This window comes from Mesorhizobium sp. M0715 (assembly GCF_040320355.1).
Lineage (GTDB): Bacteria > Pseudomonadota > Alphaproteobacteria > Rhizobiales > Rhizobiaceae > Mesorhizobium.
Genome location: NZ_JAMYPL010000001.1, coordinates 317,749 through 335,377, shown reverse-complemented (window position 1 = coordinate 335,377; position 17,629 = coordinate 317,749). Strand labels below are relative to the sequence as shown.

Here is a 17,629-nt window from a genome sequence, read left to right as displayed (position 1 = left end):
ACGAACTTTTTCTCCGAACCGCATCGGCGCCGGTCACGCCACCTGCGCCGCGGCAGCCATGCCCGCATCGGCAGCCTGCAGGGCGAGATCTATGTCTTTTGCGGTGTGCGCGGCGCTCAGGAACATGTTGTGCCGGGGATGGAAATAGGCGCCTTCGCGCAAGGCGGCCGAGCAGAAGGCATTGGCCAGCTTGAACTCGGCATCGCAATCGAAAAGCACCATCGGCATCGACACCGGGCCGGTCTGGCGCAGCGACAGGCCATGCTTCCTGGCAGCCGCATCGAGGCCTGAGCGCAGCCTGTCGCCGGCTTCAGTCATGCGGGCAATCGCGTCGGTGTCGCGCAGCGTGTTGATGGTGGCGATCGCGGCGGCCATGGCGACGGCGCCGTACCAGAACGAACCCGTCACATAGACCTTGGTCGCGGCCTCGCGGAACCGGTCGGTGCCGGTGATCGCGGCAAGCGGGTAGCCATTGGCGATCGCCTTGGAGAAGGCGGACAGGTCCGGCCGTACGCCGAGTGGCTCCCAGCTGCCGGCGAGGTCGATGCGGAACCCGGCCCTGACATCATCGACGATCAGCGCCGCATCGGCGGCGGTGGTGAGTTCGCGCGCCCGTCTGGCGAAGGCGGCGGTCGGCAATTCCTGGTCGCGGGCGATGTCGTGCCGGAAGGCGGTCACTACGACCGCCGCAAGATCATCCCCGGCCTGCTCGACGGCTGCCTCCAGGCTGGCAACGTCATTGTAGTCGAAATGGATCAGATGGGCGCGGTCTTCGGCGGTGACGCCGGCGAGCGAAGGCGTGCACCACGGCACGGCGCCGTGATAAGAGCCACGCGCGACCAGCACCTTGCGTCGGCCGGTGCCGGCGCGCGCGATCGTCACGCAGGCCGTGGTGGCGTCGGTGCCGTTCTTCTGCAGCATCGCCCAGTCGGCATGCGCGACGGTCTTGACCAGCAACTCCGCCAGTTCGACCAGCACTTCGCCGGGGCCGTTCATAGCGTCGCCGAGGCGACGCTGCCGCTCGGCTGCTGCCTCGACCGCCTGATGATGGTGGCCGAGGATGTTGGGACCCCAACTGCACATCAGGTCGATGTATTCGCGCCCATCGACGTCCCAGACCCGGCAGCCGTCGGCACGCTCGAAGAACTGCGGATAGGCGGAGCCGAGATAGCGCGTGGCCATGTGTCCCCACATGCCGCCCGGAATGACCGAGGCCGCACGCTCGCGCAGCAGCTGGTCCTTGGAGTTGATCAGGGAAGGCATAACGAGGTCTCCACGCGTTGATATATCATATATTGGTTTTGGTGCTGGAAGAACAAGATTGCTGATCGTCCAGAATGAAGAAGCGGGAGACGGCTGGCCGCCTCCCGCATCTTTTCGCTCAGTGGCTGAGTTCCGCCAGCGGCAAGTTGCAGCAGGCGCTGTAACGCACGCCCTTGACGTCCGACTTGTAGGCCAGGATCAGGTTCGGGCTGATCAACGGCAGGATGATCCTGTCCTTGATCATCTCCTCGCCGGCCTGATGCCACAGCTTGGCGGCCTCGTCGCCGCTTGCCGCAAGGGCTGCCTTGTAGATATCCGCTTCCTTCGGATTGAGTACCGACGGGTCGCGCTCCGCGCCGGCGCGGCGCGCCCACGGGCTGCCCTTGGTCATGGCGAAATAATCGATGTATTGCGACGTGCCGTAATAGTCCGGCGCGTAGAACACCGCCGTCATCGGGATGCCGTCGCCATTGACGCGTTCGCGCCAGTTGGCGAAGGGGATCGGCTGCAGATCGAGCTTGATGTTGATCTTGGCCAGATCCTGCTGGACCTTCTGCATCAACAGCGAGAGATCGACGCCGTAGACGTTCATGCCGGGAAACGCCGCTTCCATCTCGAAGCCGTCGGCATGGCCGGCCTTGGCCAGAAGTTCCTTTGCCTTGGCGACGTCATAGGGCTGCGCCTCGAAGCCCGAGCCGCCGGGGAAGCCGAGCGGGATCGGCGCGCTGATCAACTGGCCTTCGGAGCCGATGGTGAAATCCAGGATGCTCGGACGGTCGAGGCCGAGCGAGATGGCCTCGCGCACTTCGGGCGTCAGTGGCACCTTGTTGGCCTTGGCGCCGGGCGACAGCGCCACATAGATGAAGTTGTAGGACGGCACGGTCTCGATCTTCACGTCGCTGCCGGTCATCGTCTTGGCCGTATCCGGGTCGATCTGCATGGCGATGTCGGCGGTGCCGCTCTGCAGCATCTGCGCCTGCGCCACCGCATCCTTGGTCTGGCGGATGACGACTTCGCTCAGCGCCGGCGCCGTGCGCCAGTATTTGTCGTTGCGTGCCAGCCGCAGCTCCGAATTGGGCTCATAGGATTTCAGCACGAACGGCGCGCTGCCGGCCGAATGCGCCAGGAACCAGGCCTCGGCATTGTCTGTCGTCGAGGCTTCCGCATCGGCCTTGGCGCCGGCTTCGGAAGCAACCTTGCTGTTGACGACCGCTGCGTAGGGCGCCGCCGCGATGTTGAGGAATTCGGAGCTCGGCGCGACCATCTTGACGACCACCGTATGCGCGTCCGGGGTCTCGATCGAGGCGACATTGTCCATCAGGAACGAGGCGCTGCCCTTGAGGTTCTTCAGCCGCTCCCAGGACCATTTGACGTCCTTGGCTTCAACCGGCGAACCGTCCGAGAATTTGGCGGCCGGGTCGAGTGTGAAGGTGAAGCTGCTCTGGTCGGCATTGCCTTCCCACTTCGAGGCGAGCAGTGGGATCAGCTTGTTGTCCTTGTCGAGCGTCAGCAGGGATTCATAGACGCTGGAATTGTAGATCTGGCAGGTGTCGCAGAAGGCGCGGTGCGGGTCGAGCGAGTTGAGGTCGATGTTGCGTGCGATGACCAGCGGCTTGCTGTCCTGCGCGAAGGTGGCCGGTGCCCAGAAGGCGCTGGTGGCCAGCAGCACGGCTGCCAGAATCGTCGCTCTGGTCTTGCTTCTCGGTAGGATGGTCATGTCAGTTCTCCCATTTTCTTGTCGGATCTTTGTGGCAATGCGTTCGCTCTATCCGCCCACGCCAGTGAGGGATTGAAGCGCGGCCTTGAGCTTTTCAGCGCCGCCCAGTGCGGCGCGGTTGAGCGGGGCCGATACGACGGGAGCAGAAAGGCTTCCCGTCACATGCAGGATCTCGTGATCGAGATAATCGAACACGCGATCCTGAATCTCCTGTGTCAGTCGTCCGCCAAGCGATAGCCCACGCTGCACCTGCTCGATGACGGCCACTCGGTTGGTCTTGCGGATCGAGGCTTCCACCAGCGGCCAGTCGAGCCCGGTCGGGTCGAGGCTGCGCAGGTCGATGATCTCGGCATCGGCGCCGGTCTCCTCGACCACCTGTCTGGCGACAGCAACCATGCTGGCGCTGGTGAGCAGTGTGCAGGCGCTGCCCGGCCTGACTATCTTCGCCTTGCCGAGCCGCACGCAATAGTCGCGGTCGTCCGCAGGCACAGGGCCTTCGCTCGGGAACAGTTCGACATGCTCGATGACGACGACCGGATCGTCGCATTTCAGCGCTGAATTCATCAGGCCGATATAGTCGAAGGGCGTCGTCGGCGCGACGATGCGCCAGCCGGGAAACAGGGCGAACAGGCCGGACGGATCGCCCGAATGCTGCGAGCCGTAGCCGGTGTGCGGCGAGACGCGCACCCTGACCACGATTGGCACCGGAAAGCCGCCGCCGAACATGTGCCGCACCTTGCTGACCGCGTTGAACAACTGATCGGCGGCAACCAGGCAGAAGTCGCCGAACATGATCTCGACGATCGGCCGCAGGCCGCAAAGCGCTGCACCCAGCGCCACCCCGACAAAACCATTCTCGGCGATCGGCATCGCCAGCACACGCTCCGGCCAGCGCTCCAGCGCGCCCTTTGTGGCGCCCGAAACGCCGCCGCGCAGACGGTGCACATCCTCGCCCATGATGATGATGCGCGGATCCTGCTCCATGGCGCGAGCGATGACCTCGGACGCGGCAACCATGAATTTGACCGGCTTGGTCTCGGCCGGCGGCACGTCCTCGATCTCGAGGAAGCGCTCGCTCTTCAGTTCGGAAAGATCGCCGCGGATCTGGTTGTCGACGTCGCTTGGGTCCGGCCACAGATGATCAGGAATGCGCAGCGCGTTGCCGCTCATTTCGGTCAGCGAATCGGCAGCGGTGTTGACCACCTCCATGACGCGCTGGTCGAGTGTGCCGAGGTCCGAATCGTTCAGGATGCCCATCGTCTTCAGGCGAGCCGCCATGGTGGCAAGCGGGTCGCGCGCTTTCCAGGCGTCCTCTTCGGCCCGCGTGCGGTAGCCGAATTCGCTGCCCGGGCGGGCGCCGCTCTGATGCAGGAAGCGGTAGCAGAGCGCCTCGACCAGCACCGGGCCGCCGTCTTCCTCGATCGTCCGGCGCGCCTCGCGCATGGCGTGATGGACCGCCACCACATCCATGCCGTCGCATTCGATGCCGCGAAAGCCGAGCATAGGTCCGCGCGAGGCCAGCCGCGTCTCGCGCGTCTGCTCATTGATGTGCGTCGAGACGGCATAGAGATTGTTTTCGGCGAAAAAGATCACCGGCAGCCGGTAGAGCGCGGCAATGTTCATTGCCTCGTAGGCCGGCCCTGCCATCATCGTACCGTCGCCGAAGAAGGCGACCGAGATGTTGCCGGTTCCGAGCAGCTTGTCGGCCAGCGCGTAGCCTGCCGCATGCGGCAGGTTGCCACCGATGATGGCGCTGGTGCCAGGAATCCCTGAGCTATCGTCGCGCATATGCATCGAGCCGCCACGGCCGCCGCAATAGCCTGACTTGAGGCCCATGATCTCGGCCATCAGGCCGCGCACCGAGCCCTGCATGTCCGGGTTGAAAGCGTCATGCAGCGGGTCGAATCCGCCGGGCGTCTGCGCGTTGACAAGCTTGGCCAGCACCTGGTGATGGGCGCGGTGGGTGCCGTTGATGCGGTCACCCGTGCCGAGCACGGACATGGCGCCGACCGCCGTCGCCTCCTGGCCGATGCTGGCATGCGCCGGACCATGCACCAGCCCCGCATTGGCGAGATCGAGCACTTTTCCCTCGAAACGGCGGATGAGCAGCATCTGGTGGTACCAGCGCACCAGGCCCGAAACCTCGGCGTCGTTCCAGTCCGAATCGTCAACCTCTAGCCGCAACCAGGGCGCCGATGGCTGGATCGATGTCTGCTGGACCATGTCAGCTATTTCCGTTCTGGTAGATGATATATCAAATATTTTCTCAGTCGATTAGGCCGTTCATTTTTCCTGGGGCACGATGCTGGCTAGAAGGTTTGCACACAAATGGAATTAAATTTCATTTTTGTGACGAGGCAGAGACTAAGCCGGGACGGCGCGGTTCCGCAAGAGGAATTTTGAGACTGCTAGCAGGCCCCATGTCGGTTCTTCGCCCGACAGATTTTCTAACGCTATTCGATATTGGTATGATATAATCACACCGACATTATAGGAGAAATCATGGCTGCCACCGAAAAGCGCACCTTCAGCCTGCCAACAGAGCAGGCTGCTTTCATCGACCGTCTCGTTGAATCAGGAACCTATGCGACCAGCAGTGAAGTGATCCGCGCCGGGCTTCGTGCCCTGCAAGAGCGCGACGCGGCCGTAGAGCGTTGGCTGCGCGAGGAAGTCGTGCCGACCTATGACAGATGGAAGGCAGACCCTTCCCGAGTTATCCCAGCCAACCAGGCTTTTGACGACATCCGCGCTCACCACGCCGCCCGCTTTAAGAGGGATGTGTGAAGCGCCGGCATATTGTTCTGTTGCCGGAAGCCCTAACGGACTTAAGATGGATATACGACACCATCGAGATCGCCGCCGGCAACGTCACGGCCATACGCTATATCGAGCGTATCGAAGCCTACTGCCAGGGTCTCGACTACGCCTCGGAGCGCGGAACACGCCGTGACGATCTGCGGCCGGGGCTTCGGGTTGTCGGTTTTGAGCGCCGTGTAACGGTGACCTTTACAGTGGAATCCGACCAAGTGGTGATTTTCCGTGTGTTCTATGGCGGCGCCAATTGGGAGGATGAGCTCTAACCTGCAACGGGAAAAAGCGTAAACCGCCTAGCTGTCCGAACCCCGGCTGTCAGTCGACCAGATGCTGGAAGAACTGCAAAAACAATTCCCGCTCGGTGGTGATGTCGAGCTTCTCGTAGATACGCCGGCGGTGGTTCTTGACCGTGCCGACGGTGATGCCGAGGCGCTCGGCGATGTTCGCCGTCGGGTGGCCGGCGAGGATCAACTGGACCAGCTCCCGCTCGCGCAGCGACAGCTCCGGCCACAGGCTGGCCGGAATGGTCGGCTCCTGCCGGGGCGAGGCGCCGGGGCTGGTCGGTGCCGATGTGCGGGAGAATTCGGTTCCGCGCGCCTTGATGTCGAGCGCATGCAGCGCCTCGAACACCGGCAGCCGCTCGTCCAGCAGCGAGATTTCGCTGTCCTTGAAAGAAGCGGTCGAGCGATCGAGGAAGATGCCGAGGCTCCAGTCACCGCCATCGGCCAGCATGATGCCGACCTCGTCGCAGATGTCCGACTGCGCCAGGAAGCCGGCAATGTACTGGCCGCGCTTGGCTTCGTCGTCGGCGAGCCGCTTCAGCGGCATGATGCCCAGCCGGCGTTCGCGCCGCCACGAGGCATAGAACGGGTCGAAGACGTAGTAGTTGTCGAGATAGCGCCGGATCATTTCATCCGAGAAGCGCCGGTGCTTGACGAATTCCGGCGTCTGCGTCGCCGAATAGCGCGTCACCGTGACGAGGTCGTGCTCGATGTCGGCGCCGATCAGGTCGATCAGGCAGTCGACATGCCTGTCGGTGCCGGTGGCGGCGATCGCTTTGGCGAGCGGCGCCCAGATATTGTCCATGCGCATGCCCTTTTCTCGGCGATGTCAGCCCAGCCGTCATTGTGTCTTTAGGCATATGGCGCGAAGCCGCCTGTCGAATCTAGCCTGGCGTCAACCTAGACCAGATCCCGAGGCGACCGTGACCCAACCCAATCTCACCGCCCCCATCGTCGGCAATCCAATTGTCATCGGCATCGACGCCGGCGGCACCATGACCGACACGATCCTTGTCGATCAGGACGGCCACTTCAAGATCGGCAAGTCGGCGACCACGCCGAAGAACGAAGCCGAGGGCTTCCTCGCGTCTGCTGAGGACGCGGCGGATGCCTGGGGCATCTCGCTGGAATCACTGTTTTCCGGCGTCAATGTCGTGCTCTATTCCGGCACCGGCATGCTCAACACGCTGTTGTCGCGCACCGGCCGCCGGCTCGGCCTGATCACCACCAAGGGCCTCGAGGACATGATCCTGATGGGCCGCGGACTGCAGGCCTGGGCCGACTATTCCTATGCCGACCGGCTGCATGCGGTCACCCATCATCATCCCGATCCGCTGGTGCCGCGCCGCCGCACGCATGGCGTCACCGAGCGCATCGACCAGTTCGGCGACATCGTGCTGCCGCTCTACGAACACGAGGTCTCCATCGCCGCCAAAAAACTGATCGCCGACAAGGTCGAAGCGATCTGCATCATGACCATCTTCTCGCACGTCAATCCCGTGCACGAGAAGCGCATCGCCGAGATTTGCCGCGAAGAGGTGGAGGAGGCCGGCGCTGACATCATCGTCTACACCAGCCACGAGGTTCGTCCGGTCATCCGTGAGCAGTCACGGCTGAACTCGGTGCTGATCGAGGCCTACGCGACTTCGCGTGGCCGCAAGCAACTTAGGGGTATCGAGGACGTCTCGAAGAAATACGGCTTCAAGTATGGCGTGCAGACGCTGCTCTCCTTCGGCGGCCTGACCTCGATCAACCATCCGCGCCTGCATGAAACCATGATCTCCGGCCCGATCGGCGGCATTCTGGGCGCTGCCTATGTCGGCAAGCTGATCGGCAACGACTCACTGATCTGCTCGGATATGGGCGGCACCTCCTTCGACATGGGCGTCATCACGCGCGGCCAGACCCGGATCGAGAACGAGCCGCTGATGGACCGTTTCAAGCTCAACGTGCCGACGTTGCATCTCGACACGATCGGCGCCGGCGCCGGCATGATCCTCAAGGTCGACCCGCTGACCAAGAAAGTTTCGCTCGGGCCTGAAAGTGCGGGCGCCGATCCGGGTCCGATCTGCTTCGCCAGGGGCGGCACCGAGCCGACCATCGCCGACTGCGACGCCATTCTCGGCCGCCTCAACCCACACTATTTCCTGGGCGGGAAGGTCGTGCTGCAGGTCGAAAAGGCCCGCCGCGCCTTCCAGGAGAAATGCTCCGACATCCTTGGCGTCGGGCTGGAGGAAGCCGCCGAAGGCATGATCGACATGCTGGAGTCCGATGCCAACAACGCGCTGCGCCGGGTCATTTCCGGGCAAGGCATCCACCCCTCGGAATTCACACTGCTGTCCTATGGCGGCTCCGGCCCGTTGCATCTGGCCGGCTGCTCCAGGGGCATCGGCTTCAAGGACATCATCACCTTCCAGTTTGCGGCCGCCTTCTCCGCCTTCGGCTGCACCACGGCCGATTTCATGCGGCGTCATTCCGTCTCCACCCAGCACGACATCCCGTCACGTGCCGACGAGGCTACGCTGGCCGCCTTCGGCGCCAAGGTCACCACTGTCTGGGACGACCTGACCAGGGCCGCGGTCGACGAGATGATCGCCGACGGCCATGCCAGGGAGAAGATCAGGACCGTGCCGTTCCTGATGATGCGCTACACCGGCCAGCTCGAGGACGTCGAGGTCATGGCGCCGCTTGCCAAGGTCGATTCGGCCGACGACATGCGCAAGGTGATCGATGAATTCGAAGCCGTCTATGCCAAGGTCAACCACCGCGTGTCGCGCTATGGCGAAGCCGGCTTCACCATCACCGAACTCGGGCTGATCGCCACCGCTGACAAGGTCAAGCCGGTGCTGCTCAAGCGACCCCTCGGCGCTTCCAATCCTGCTTCCGCCCACAAGGGTGTGCGCGAGGCGTATATCGGTGGGCGCTGGCACAAGGCCAATCTCTACGAGATGGACCTTTTGCAGCCCGGCCATGAAGTCATCGGCCCGGCCATCATCGAACATCCCGCCACCACGCTCGTCGTTCATCCGCAGGACCGCGTCCATGTCGATGAATGGACGCTGCTGCACTACACCCACGCTTGAGAGGGCGACCGCCATGTTGGACAAACCTGCCTCGGCCCTGCGCCTTCGCGAAAGATTGCTCGATTCCGAGCGGCTGATGGAGGAGACCGGTTGCTATGACGGCATCACCGAACTCACGCTGCGCAACCAGGATCCGCTGAAATTCGAGACGCTGCACACCAAGCTGCGCGCCTATTGCGTCTCGGCACGCGAAATGGCCCGCCGCATCTCGGCTTCGCCCGGCGTGCGAGAGGTCGGCGAAATGGTGGTCGCCATCTACACGCCCGAGGGCGACGCCATTGCGCTCTCCAACGGCATCATGGTGCATGTCCATACGATGAGCCGCTTCATCAAATGGATGATCAAAAACGGCTACGAGGACAACCCTCGCATCCGCGAAGGCGACATCTTCGCCAACAACGATGCCTTTATAGGCACCGTGCAGGTGCCCGACGTCATGGACGTCGTGCCGATCTTCCATGAAGGCACGCTGGTCGGCTGGGCCGGCGCTGTCTGCCACGAGCTGGAAGCCGGCGGCATCACGCCGGGCGGCGACGTGTGTCTGGCGCAGGAGCGCTTCACCGAGGGTCTGTTCGTCTGCGCCGAGAAGATCGGCGAGAATGACGAGATCCGCCGCGACTACGTGATCCGCTGCGAACGCAATCTGCGCATGCCGATCTACTGGGTGCTGGACGAAAAGGCCAAGGTCGCCTCCTGCATCGACATGCGCGAAAGCGTCAAGCAGCTGATCTCGGAGATCGGCCTAGACTACTGGATGAAGGTCTCGAAGGAGTTCATCGAGGAAGGCCGCCGCGCCCAGCTCGCCCGCACCCGCCAGCTTACCGTGCCCGGCATCTATCGCGGCCACACTTTTTACGGCCATGTCACGGCGGGAAAGCCCGGCTTCCAGCTGCTCGGCGATCCCGACTGGCTCTATAATATCCCGATCGAGATGGAGATCACCACCGACGGCAAGATCACCATGGACTTCGAGGGCACGCAGCCCTGGGGCTACCATTCGATGAACTGCACGCCGGCCGGCATGGATGGCGGCATGTTCGTGACGCTGACCCAGCACATGAATTTCGAAGGGCTGGTCAATGACGGCGCCTGGATGGCAACCGAACTGAAACTGCCGCACGGCACCTGGACCAACCCCGACAACGAAATGGTGGCGACCGCCACCTCATGGGCCTTGCTGCTGCCGGCCTATGGTGTCTTCCAGCGCCTGCTGTCGCGCGGCTTCATCGCCCGCGGCTTCGTCGAGGAAGCCTTCGTCGGCCAGGTCAACAGTCCTATGATCGAAATGGGTGGCGAGAGCCAGTACGGCACGCCGTTCGGCATGGCCCATTTTGAATGCGCCGCCGCCGGCTCCGGCGCGCTCGCCATCAAGGATGGTCTCGACACCGCCTATGTCGGCTGGAACCCGGAATCCGACATGGGCAACATCGAGGTCTGGGAACAGTCGATGCCGATGGTCTATATCGGCCGCTCGATCGTGCCCAACTCCGGCGGTGCCGGCAAATATCGCGGCGGCTGTTCCTTCGTCTCGACCTGGCTGATCAACAAGACGTCGCATCTGCGGCTCCACACCTCCGAACATTCTTCGCGCGTGTTCGACAATGGCGGCATGTGCGGCGGTTATCCGGCGCCGACCTGCCAGAAGCATCGCGCGGTGCGCAACTCAGACATTCACGAACTCGCGGCAAAAGGCGAACCGCTGGCGCATGCGCCCGGCATCGATCCGCATGTCTCCGACTACGAGCGGAACATCGGTGGCGACCATGTCGTGGTCGAGGGCCCCTACATCACCTCGCCGCACAAGTCCGGCGACATCTTCAGCCATTCCTACAATGGCGGCGGCGGTTACGGCGACGTTCTGGAGCGCGATCCGATCAAGACGGCATGGGATGTCGAGAACGGCTTTCTCACCCGGCAAGCGGCGGACCAGGTGTTCGGCATCGTGCTGAAGGACGATGAGGACGGTTATCCCATCGCCGATATCGACGCCACGGTCGAGCGCCGCGCCGCCATGCGCAAGCAGCGTCTGGCGAAAGCAGTACCGGTGGCGGATTGGATCGCCAAGGAGCGCGGCCGCGTCAAAAAGGCCGATTTCGCCCCCGAGGTGAAGAAAATGTACGCCAGCGCGATCAAGCTGTCGCCGCGCTTCACCAGCGAATTCAGCGAGTTCTGGAACGTCGATGCCAGATCGATCTTCATGCCGGGAGCAAAACCATGACCTCGTACAGCAAGGAAGTCCTGGGCGATCTGGCCGCAGGCAAGCTGCCCTGGCCACAGACAAGGCGGATCATGAGTGCCTACAAGGACGATGACCGTTTCTTCAAGATGGTTGCCGTCTATCAGGATCGCGTTGCCTGGAAGGACCCGATCCTGCTGCCGGTCTCGGACCATCTGTTCATCTGCCAGAGCGGCGATGAGCGGATAACCCGCTGCGAATGCGGCCACTCCTTCGGCGACTATCGCAAGAACTGGAAGCTCAAGGCTGCGATCAACGTGCGCAACACCGAGGAGGCGCTGCGCGAAATCTATCCCAACAGTGATCTCCCCGATCCCGAATGGATGGAAATCCGCGAGTTCATCTGCCCGCAGTGCGGCACGCTGCACGAGGTGGAAGCGGCGGCACCTGGTTATCCCATAGTCCACGATTTCGAGCCCGACCTCGAAGGCTTCTATCGCGAATGGCTGGGCAAACCGCTCCAGCAAACATGAAACGCTGGCGATGGAGGCTGCGCCGGTGTGATTGCCAAATCCGGTCAGGCCTGATTGCCTGCCCGGAACGAAGTGGAGACCGTGCGCCATGACAAACCTTTCCGGCCGTAGCGCCATCGTTACCGGTGGGTTCTCGGGCATGGGCTTTGCCATTGCCACGGCTTTGGCTGAAGCCGGCGCCAATGTCGCCGTCGGCTCCTACATCGCGCCGGCCAGCTCTGACAGGTCCGATGCCGCCTACTATCCAGGCGCGGACGAGATCGAGCGGGTGCGTACGGCTCTCGCCGCCCACGGCACCAGGGTCCACGCCGCCCATCTCGACGTCCGCGACAGCGACGTCACCAACCGTTTTGTTGCGGAAGCCGAAGCGGCCATCGGGCCGGCCGACATTCTGGTCAACGCTGCCGGCACCACCGCCGAGCAGCCGGTCTGCGGCCATTCCGACGCGCTGTGGGACAAGATCGTCGACACCAACCTGACCGGCGCCTTCCGTGCCACCCGCGCCGTGCTGCCGGGCATGATTGAGCGCGGCTGGGGCCGCATCGTCAATATCGGCTCAACCGCCGCCTCGGTCGGCTGGAAGGACAACCCAGCCTACTGCGCGTCCAAGGCCGGCCTTCTCGGCCTCACACGCTGCGTGGCGCTGGAAGGGGCAGCGCATGGCGTCACCTGTGTCATGATCAGCCCGACCTGGGTCGAGACCGAACTGATGCGCCGCAATGTGGCGCAGGTCGTCGAGCGCGAAGGCAAGGGGCGCACCGCTGAGGAAGCGAGGGCCGAGATCGCCAAAGGCAACCCGCAGCAGCGCATGCTGCAGCCGCAGGAGATTGCGGCTCTGGCGGTATTCCTGTGCTCGGATCTCGCCAAGGGCATCACCATGGAGAACATCCAGATCACCGGCGGAGCGCTTTGGTAGCGTCTCGGACGCGCAACCAGCTGATCTCTCCGCAGATGCCTCGCTGTAAGACAAGGTGACCGGATTTGCCATTGAGCGCCGGGCGCAATAGGTTATATTGCACTGCACAATGGAGACGCCGTTTATTGCACGCCCATATTTGCGAAGATTCCGGCCGGCTCATGGCTTGCCGGCCCTGGGTCGTGTCGGCGAGACTCTGAGATGAAGATTCCAAAGTCCCTGCTGATCGATCCCGAGAAGAATTCGGTCTATGGCGCCTTTGCCGTAGTCGTCTCGATCTGGGCGTTTTCCTATTCGGTCATTTTCGGCCAGGTGCTGATCCTGGCCTACTATGCGGTCTGGCTTCCGCTCATCCTGGTCGACTACCGGCGGTTTTTGCGACATCTGTCCAGCGCCTGGCTGCCGCTGCTGTTTGCGGCCTATGTCTGCTTCTCGGTTTTCTGGTCGCAGGCTCCCGGCGTCACCGCAAGGACGTCGGTCCAGTATTTTTCCCATATTGCCTGCGCCTACATAGCTGCGCGCACCGTCAGCGTGCGCACGTTGACCATAGGGGCGCTGGTCGGGATATTCGTCGTCCTTCTCTATTCTGTGAAGGTCGGGAATTATTCCGAGGATGTCCTCGACGGCACCGTGAACTTCGTCGGCGCCTTCGCCTCCAAGAATCAGATCGGCTTTGTCGGCTCGCTTGGCATCTATTTCTGCGTTGTCTTCCTTGCGTTCTACAGACGCGGCCGGCTGAGCTTCATACTGGCGGTGCCCGTCGTGCTGCTGTCGGCCTATGTACTGGTCGCCTCGCATTCCGCCACCTCGATGGCCTCGATACCCGCGGTTCTGGCGCTGGTGGCGCTTCTTGCGATGAGCAAACTTCTGTCACGCCGCTATCGCCGGGTCATCTTCCTGATCGGCGCCGGCCTGCTGGTCGTGACGGCCTTCGTCGCCTTGAATCTCGGGCTGATGGACTTCGTCCTCGGCCTCTTCGGCAAGGATTCGACGCTCACCGGGCGAACCTATCTTTGGGAGCAAGGCTGGAACACGGTGCAGAAATCGCCGATTCTCGGCGTCGGCTATGCCGCCTATTGGGTGCAGGGCTTCGCTGAAGCCGAGCGGCTGTGGAACGAATTCTACATCACCACCCGCACCGGCTTTCACTTCCACAACACCTACATCGAGGCCCTCGTCGAACTCGGCTTCGTCGGAGCGACGCTGGTGTCGCTGATCATGCTGCGCACGCTCTACGGCCACGTCTCGGCGGTGATCTTCAAGGCATGGCAGGCGGACTCGGTGATCCTTTTCGGCGTGATGGTGCTGCTGCTGATCCGCTCCTTCGTCGAGGTCGAGATTCTCAACCCCTACATCATGGGTTCTTTCCTGATGTATTTCAGCTTCTTCAAGCTGGCGCGGCTGCCCGTTACCCGCAGGCGGCGGTCGCCGCGTCCCGAGCCGGCTGACGCGGCCGGGGGCGAGGCTGACTGGCCTCGGCATGCCGGCCGTCCGGCGGTCGCCGATCAGGCGTGAGCTATCGTCTCGGGACCTGAAGTCGCGTCAATACAAATTCCCCTGATCGAAGGCTCAAGCAGGCCGGGCGCGAGGCGGGAAATCCATGCCTCCGCGAAATAGACTGAAACGCTGGATTGTCAGACTCGCGTGCGCCGAGCGACCAGGACGTCCGGCGCGCAGCTGTTACTGTCCAAAAGCCGTGCTCCAGAAGCGCCAGCGCGTCCGGCCGGCACTTCCAGTTACGGCGCCGCGAAAACCAATCTCAGAACGTGCAAATGGGAATATCCGCGGACCATCCGCTCACAGAAGGCGACGAGCGTATGAAGCGGTTCTGCATTTCTGTAAATGATGAACCGCTCAGCGCTTAGCAAGTCTACTGGCTGGCCAGCGGCGCCAGCTTGACCTTGATCACATCGCCAGGCAGCACCGGGGTTTCTTCCTTGGCGGCTATCTCGGTGGTCTTGCCATCGAGATTGCGCACCAGTGAATAGAGCAGGGTAGGTTGCTGATCGTTTGTTATAGCGGCCGCCATCGCGGGATCGCTGGCCTGGGCTATCAGGCCTTTCTGCATGTTCACCTTCAACGCGGCCTCGTTCAGGTCGGCTTCGGTCTGCTGCCGGTCAGTGGCGAGACTTGAACTCAAGGTGTTCTGGGCATCGATAGCATCCTGCTTCGCCTTGCTGATCGCCTGCTTGGCGGTGAGGATGGCGGTTTCGTAGTCCAGGATCTTGCCCTGCAGGTCGGCCACGGACTGGCGCGAATCCAGCAGACGGGCATTGGCGATCAGGCCCTTTTGCGCCAGCGGACCGATACTGGCGAGTTGCTGCTGCGCCAGGTCGACCTGCTGCTGCTGATTGACGATCTTCTTCTGCAGCGATTCGATCTCGGACTCTAAGACACCTTTCAGATCGTCGAGCGCCTCGAGTTTCAGCTTCAACGCCTTTTGGTCGGCCGTCAGGATCGTCATCTCGTCCGCGACGATGGCTGGCAGCCTTGGATCGCCCTCGACTTCCTTCGGCACGTCGAAACTCGCCTTGCCGGCCATGTCCGCATCGATGCGGGCGCGCCTGACGATCAGTCGAATGCGCTGGTCGTCGGAGATGTCGAACATGCCCTTGGCGGTGACAAGGTCCTTGCCGAGCTGGGGGCCGTAATCGGCGTTGCGCCTGATGCCGCCCGCGACGCTGATCGCCTTCAACACCGTCAGGTCTGGGACATAAGGAAATTGACCTGGGTTCTGGACTTCGCCCGAAATGTAGAATGGCCTGAACTGCGCCATCTCGACCGAGGCTTCCGGTCGGTCTGACAAAGCGAGCTTTTTCTGCAAAGCCTCGCCGATCGCCGCCGCGATTTCGGACGTGGTCTTGCCGGATGCCGGCAACTCGCCGGCGAACGGCACCGACAGCGTACCGGATGGACCGACCGTGTACTCGCCATTCACCGCCGACCAGTCACGAAATGTGCCTTCGACGGTCTGCCATTCGGCGACGCGGATGGTGAGCTTGTCTTGCGAGCCGAGGCGATAGTCGCCGGCGGCGGCGATATGCGGGACGACGAGCGCCATGGCAAGGCATGTGGCCAGCAAACGCGCCCGCCGCAGCCGGCCGGAATCCGGGCCGCTGCGAAAGGCTTCGAACAAATCTGTTTTCAACTCAACGTTCCGATCCGCTATAGCCCCATCGCCCGATGAGCTTGCGTCGAATGGCCGATGCCAATGTCTGGCATTGGCCACCGGCCGGTCAGTAAGAACCGCGCGACATCCAGACGGCCGGGACGGTCTTGATGATGATGCGAACGTCCTCGAACAGCGACCAGTTCTCGACATAGTGGCGATCGAAGGCGACGCGGCTGTCATAGGACACATCGTTGCGGCCGCTGACTTGCCACAGGCCAGTCAGGCCCGGGCGGGATTTCAGGTAATAGACGGCGGACGTGCCATAGATCTCCAGCTCGTCGCGCACGACCGGACGAGGGCCGACAAGGCTCATGTCGCCCTGCAGGATGTTGATGATCTGCGGCAGCTCGTCGAGGCTGAGTTTCCTCAGCACTGCTCCGACACGGGTAACGCGCGGATCGTTCTTCAGCTTGCGGGTGGCGATCCATTCCGCGTTGGCGTCCGGGTTGGTGGCGAGATAGGTTGCCAATACCCTGTCGCCGTCCGGAACCATGGTGCGGAACTTCAGGCAAGGAAAAATCCGCCCGCCGCGTCCAATTCGCCTGTGACCGTAGAAAATCGAGCCGCCGTCGGAAAACTTGACCAGCAGCGCTATCATGACAAACAGCGGGCTGAGTGCGATCAATCCAATCAGTGAACCGGCGATATCGAAGCTGCGTTTGAGCAAGCCGCCGATCGGTGGCGGAAAATCGATGTCAGCCTGCGAAAAGCTCGCCGTGGCCGACTTGGCAACGTCCCTCATGCCGTAAACTCCATGCGTTGAACGAATGGTTCAGCGCACGATACCAAAAAAATGTTGCAGCGCAACACACAATTTACCACCCCATTGAAATAGTCACGTCATGAATTGACTAAATAATAAGCTTGTCATGCACAAATTTCGGCGTATTTAGCACATTTGTGACAATAAATGGGCACGGCCGAAAAAATAGGGGCCTTTGTGGGGCCGTTTTTAGGCAGACCTACCTATCTGTCAAGGCAAGCTGCAAACTAGTGCTTTATCCTGCCCTAATGCATGGTGAAAACCGTATAAAATACTACTTAATATTGTCTATCTTACTGAAAATGCCGAGGAGAGCAGATCGGCTTAGCTCCCGTCGCGTGCATTGCAGCATGGCAGAGTCGATCGCAAAAGCTCGATCAAAAATATCCGAAGTTGCCCTTGCCGCCTATTGCTCGCCTTAATAGAATTGCAAATTATACCTGTCACGGTGACGACAGGTGGAAAAGGCCGGAAGCAACCGGTCGAGAGTGGGCGACCTTAACAAGCCTGCATGACAAGGGACGGCGCTCGGGTGGGGCAATCGTGATAAATACCCGAGCCGGTTTATGGGCTGTTGGGCATGGCACTTCCAAAATTCATCCTCGGGATGATTTTCGCTCTGGCGATCGTCGTCGGCTGGTCCTGGCTGGGCGGTGCGTCGATAGGCACGATATTGGTGCGCGTCATCATCTGCGCCGTGATCATTCAGGCCGGCTATTTCGTGCTCATCTACACCATGATCGCCAGGAGCGCTCCGACGCCTGCCGACATAGCCCGTGACGCCGAGCGCAAACTGAACGCACCAGAGGTCGCCGAAAGCGAGAAGCTGGGCGGTGCCAGGCGCGGCCTGCATTGATGCAGATTGCTCAAACCTGCCCCCGGTTTGGAGGCATGCTTCGAAACAAGAGACC

The 17,629-nt window shown here is 62.1% G+C and carries 14 protein-coding genes; 8 read left to right on the top strand and 6 right to left on the bottom strand.

Annotation, left to right across the window (positions count from 1 at the left end):
* Positions 1–33: 33 nt before the first annotated feature.
* The 3 genes from NKI21_RS01530 to NKI21_RS01520 form a co-directional block, all read right to left on the bottom strand.
* Entirely contained in the window at positions 34–1,263 is a 1,230-nt protein-coding gene (locus tag NKI21_RS01530; protein ID WP_352439769.1) for an aminotransferase class III-fold pyridoxal phosphate-dependent enzyme, read from the bottom strand.
* Between the two features lie 118 nt (positions 1,264–1,381).
* The gene (locus tag NKI21_RS01525) at positions 1,382–2,980 is read right to left on the bottom strand and encodes an ABC transporter substrate-binding protein (RefSeq protein WP_352864214.1); all 1,599 of its coding nucleotides are present in this window, start codon (positions 2,978–2,980) and stop codon (positions 1,382–1,384) included.
* 48 nt (positions 2,981–3,028) lie between these two features.
* The gene (locus NKI21_RS01520) at positions 3,029–5,203 is read right to left on the bottom strand and encodes an alpha-ketoacid dehydrogenase subunit alpha/beta (protein WP_352439768.1); all 2,175 of its coding nucleotides are present in this window, start codon (positions 5,201–5,203) and stop codon (positions 3,029–3,031) included.
* Positions 5,204–5,482: 279 nt separating this feature from the next.
* Here NKI21_RS01520 and NKI21_RS01515 point away from each other — a divergent pair, with 279 nt between their 5' ends.
* Together NKI21_RS01515 and NKI21_RS01510 are read left to right on the top strand one after the other, a co-directional pair.
* On the top strand, positions 5,483–5,764 hold the full coding sequence (locus tag NKI21_RS01515; protein ID WP_023811572.1) for a type II toxin-antitoxin system ParD family antitoxin: 282 nt from the start codon (positions 5,483–5,485) through the stop codon (positions 5,762–5,764).
* Positions 5,765–5,784: 20 nt separating this feature from the next.
* The gene (locus NKI21_RS01510; RefSeq protein WP_352439767.1) at positions 5,785–6,060 is read left to right on the top strand and encodes a type II toxin-antitoxin system RelE/ParE family toxin; all 276 of its coding nucleotides are present in this window, start codon (positions 5,785–5,787) and stop codon (positions 6,058–6,060) included.
* 49 nt (positions 6,061–6,109) lie between these two features.
* On the opposite strand, the gene NKI21_RS01505 is transcribed toward NKI21_RS01510, so the two are convergent.
* The gene (locus NKI21_RS01505) at positions 6,110–6,886 is read right to left on the bottom strand and encodes a helix-turn-helix transcriptional regulator (protein WP_352864209.1); all 777 of its coding nucleotides are present in this window, start codon (positions 6,884–6,886) and stop codon (positions 6,110–6,112) included.
* Between the two features lie 112 nt (positions 6,887–6,998).
* Between NKI21_RS01505 and NKI21_RS01500 the strand changes: the two genes are divergently transcribed.
* From NKI21_RS01500 to NKI21_RS01480, 5 genes are all read left to right on the top strand, one after another.
* Complete coding sequence (locus tag NKI21_RS01500) at positions 6,999–9,158, top strand: hydantoinase/oxoprolinase family protein (protein WP_128302851.1); 2,160 nt, start codon at positions 6,999–7,001, stop codon at positions 9,156–9,158.
* Positions 9,159–9,171: 13 nt separating this feature from the next.
* Positions 9,172–11,376, top strand: coding sequence for a hydantoinase B/oxoprolinase family protein (locus NKI21_RS01495; RefSeq protein WP_352439766.1), 2,205 nt, complete (start codon positions 9,172–9,174; stop codon positions 11,374–11,376).
* On the top strand, positions 11,373–11,867 hold the full coding sequence (locus NKI21_RS01490; RefSeq protein ID WP_352439765.1) for an acetone carboxylase subunit gamma: 495 nt from the start codon (positions 11,373–11,375) through the stop codon (positions 11,865–11,867). The genes NKI21_RS01495 and NKI21_RS01490 overlap by 4 nt, the downstream gene beginning before the upstream one ends.
* A gap of 88 nt (positions 11,868–11,955) precedes the next feature.
* Positions 11,956–12,783 (top strand): SDR family NAD(P)-dependent oxidoreductase, encoded by an 828-nt coding sequence (locus NKI21_RS01485; RefSeq protein ID WP_352439764.1) that lies wholly within the window; start codon positions 11,956–11,958, stop codon positions 12,781–12,783.
* 201 nt (positions 12,784–12,984) lie between these two features.
* On the top strand, positions 12,985–14,298 hold the full coding sequence (locus NKI21_RS01480; protein WP_127289871.1) for an O-antigen ligase family protein: 1,314 nt from the start codon (positions 12,985–12,987) through the stop codon (positions 14,296–14,298).
* Positions 14,299–14,653: 355 nt separating this feature from the next.
* On the opposite strand, the gene NKI21_RS01475 is transcribed toward NKI21_RS01480, so the two are convergent.
* Together NKI21_RS01475 and NKI21_RS01470 are read right to left on the bottom strand one after the other, a co-directional pair.
* Complete coding sequence (locus NKI21_RS01475; RefSeq protein ID WP_164892842.1) at positions 14,654–15,919, bottom strand: polysaccharide biosynthesis/export family protein; 1,266 nt, start codon at positions 15,917–15,919, stop codon at positions 14,654–14,656.
* Positions 15,920–16,019: 100 nt separating this feature from the next.
* Entirely contained in the window at positions 16,020–16,697 is a 678-nt protein-coding gene (locus NKI21_RS01470; protein ID WP_023811581.1) for a sugar transferase, read from the bottom strand.
* Positions 16,698–17,298: 601 nt separating this feature from the next.
* Between NKI21_RS01470 and NKI21_RS01465 the strand changes: the two genes are divergently transcribed.
* Entirely contained in the window at positions 17,299–17,574 is a 276-nt protein-coding gene (locus NKI21_RS01465; RefSeq protein ID WP_023811582.1) for an exopolysaccharide production repressor protein, read from the top strand.
* Positions 17,575–17,629 lie beyond the last annotated feature (55 nt).

Excerpts from the sequence above, each read along its gene's own strand:
- NKI21_RS01490 (WP_352439765.1), top strand. The coding sequence starts at position 11,373 with ATGACCTCGTACAGCAAGGAAGTCCTGGGCGATCTGGCCGCAGGCAAG.
- NKI21_RS01485 (WP_352439764.1), top strand. The coding sequence starts at position 11,956 with ATGACAAACCTTTCCGGCCGTAGCGCCATCGTTACCGGTGGGTTCTCG.
- NKI21_RS01525 (WP_352864214.1), bottom strand. The coding sequence starts at position 2,980 with ATGACCATCCTACCGAGAAGCAAGACCAGAGCGACGATTCTGGCAGCC.
- NKI21_RS01505 (WP_352864209.1), bottom strand. The coding sequence starts at position 6,886 with ATGCGCATGGACAATATCTGGGCGCCGCTCGCCAAAGCGATCGCCGCC.
- NKI21_RS01470 (WP_023811581.1), bottom strand. The coding sequence starts at position 16,697 with ATGAGGGACGTTGCCAAGTCGGCCACGGCGAGCTTTTCGCAGGCTGAC.
- NKI21_RS01515 (WP_023811572.1), top strand. The coding sequence starts at position 5,483 with ATGGCTGCCACCGAAAAGCGCACCTTCAGCCTGCCAACAGAGCAGGCT.
- NKI21_RS01520 (WP_352439768.1), bottom strand. The coding sequence starts at position 5,203 with ATGGTCCAGCAGACATCGATCCAGCCATCGGCGCCCTGGTTGCGGCTA.
- NKI21_RS01480 (WP_127289871.1), top strand. The coding sequence starts at position 12,985 with ATGAAGATTCCAAAGTCCCTGCTGATCGATCCCGAGAAGAATTCGGTC.
- NKI21_RS01495 (WP_352439766.1), top strand. The coding sequence starts at position 9,172 with ATGTTGGACAAACCTGCCTCGGCCCTGCGCCTTCGCGAAAGATTGCTC.
- NKI21_RS01465 (WP_023811582.1), top strand. The coding sequence starts at position 17,299 with ATGGCACTTCCAAAATTCATCCTCGGGATGATTTTCGCTCTGGCGATC.
- NKI21_RS01530 (WP_352439769.1), bottom strand. The coding sequence starts at position 1,263 with ATGCCTTCCCTGATCAACTCCAAGGACCAGCTGCTGCGCGAGCGTGCG.